General features: G+C 44.5%; 2 protein-coding genes. Both read left to right on the plus strand.

Annotated features, from left to right (window positions below; genetic code table 11):
* Nucleotides 1-104 precede the first annotated feature (104 nt).
* The gene (locus tag H1S01_RS20160) at nt 105-266 is read left to right on the plus strand and encodes a hypothetical protein (protein ID WP_188042156.1); all 162 of its coding nucleotides are present in this window, start codon (nt 105-107) and stop codon (nt 264-266) included.
* Between the two features lie 298 nt (nt 267-564).
* The gene (locus H1S01_RS20165; protein ID WP_188042157.1) at nt 565-888 is read left to right on the plus strand and encodes a DUF4405 domain-containing protein; all 324 of its coding nucleotides are present in this window, start codon (nt 565-567) and stop codon (nt 886-888) included.
* The last annotated feature ends 520 nt before the right edge of the window (nt 889-1,408 follow it).

Here is a 1,408-nt window from a genome sequence, read left to right on the forward strand (position 1 = left end):
AACTGGGGATATGGGTTACTTCTCGTCCACCGGTAAGAGACCGAGGATAAAGCCGAAAAAATACCGTCATATGCAACGGGAGGGGGCGTAACAGCCCTTTTTTAATGACAGAGTTTTATCAAACCGGCTTGGGCAGGAAGTTTTACGAACGGGATGTTCCAAAAATCGCTGAATCCCTGGCCACCATCGCCGAACAGCTGGCCCGGTTGAACCTGAACATCGAAAAGCTTAATGAGAACATGAGTAAGACCGAAAAAGCTGAATAACGCCAAGACAGTCCCCCCGCAACGGGGGCTGTTTCACTCTTTGATAATTAAAAAAGCCCACGCTAAATGAGCGTCGGTCGTAAGATTATAGAACCCTCGCTTGATAAGTGGTCGGACGTATCCAGTGGAATAGATGGGCAGAATTCGCTGTCGGTCGTGAGGACAAACTGCCCTTACAGGTGGTTCCTTAAAAAGCCAAGTTCACGTGATGTTCACACACCTTTCAGATCGATTTCAGTTTTCTTCTGTAATCTATAAACACAGAGGAAATCTAAACATCATCTGGGAGGTTATCAAAATGAGTTCCGTAACCAATCAAACCCTCGTGAATCTGAATGATAACAGTAAGGTAGCTAGCCGGTCCTTGGTCGGCAAAATAAAAGGCATACTTTCAACATCGTTAGCTTCTCTAGGATTGATTGTAACTGTGACCGGGCTGGGGTTAATGGTCGCCCCTCACGGACCCGCATTTTCTCAAGGTTGGACGTTCCTTGGAATGAACGTTCCTGTTATGAAAGACCTGCATATCTGGCTAGGATTTGGGATGGTCGCGTTTATTATCGGACATCTCACCCTCAATCTGAAAACTCTATTCGCTGAGCTTAAACTCTTTTTCCGGTAAAACTTTGATACCCAGCCCCGTCAGTTTCGTTTCTGGCGGGGTTCTCTATTTTCCGGCTGGTCCGATAAAACTCCCCCTTATAACCCGGCCCATCATGCACTGGACCATGATGTAAAATACCTGAAGCAAAATGCTTGTCGTTTGATTCGACGGTAAAGAATCATTTGCGGAATTTAATTTTTTATTGGGGCCGGTTATTCCTCGATATTCATTCCTCCTTGGTGGGCAGTTGCCCCAGAGACATCATCGCTCTGGTGGGGGAGGAAGTCAACTTCTTGATAATGGAAATAAATGCCTGAGGTAGAAATTATTAAACGCGAAATACTAACATCAAAGCTATTAGCTTAACCGAGTAACCGGAATCGGTATCTAGGAAGATTTGTATGAATAAACAAAATTGGATTCAGAAATTTAAAAATATCTTTATATATAAGAAATCGACCCAGGAGCTAACGTTTTCGTTAAGCCCATCGCGGCCTCCCTTTCACTCCCCGTACGCGTTAAAAAGAACCTTAGAAAA

The organism is Heliobacterium chlorum, assembly GCF_014502795.1.
In the GTDB taxonomy this organism is placed as follows: Bacteria; Bacillota; Desulfitobacteriia; order Heliobacteriales; family Heliobacteriaceae; genus Heliobacterium; species Heliobacterium chlorum.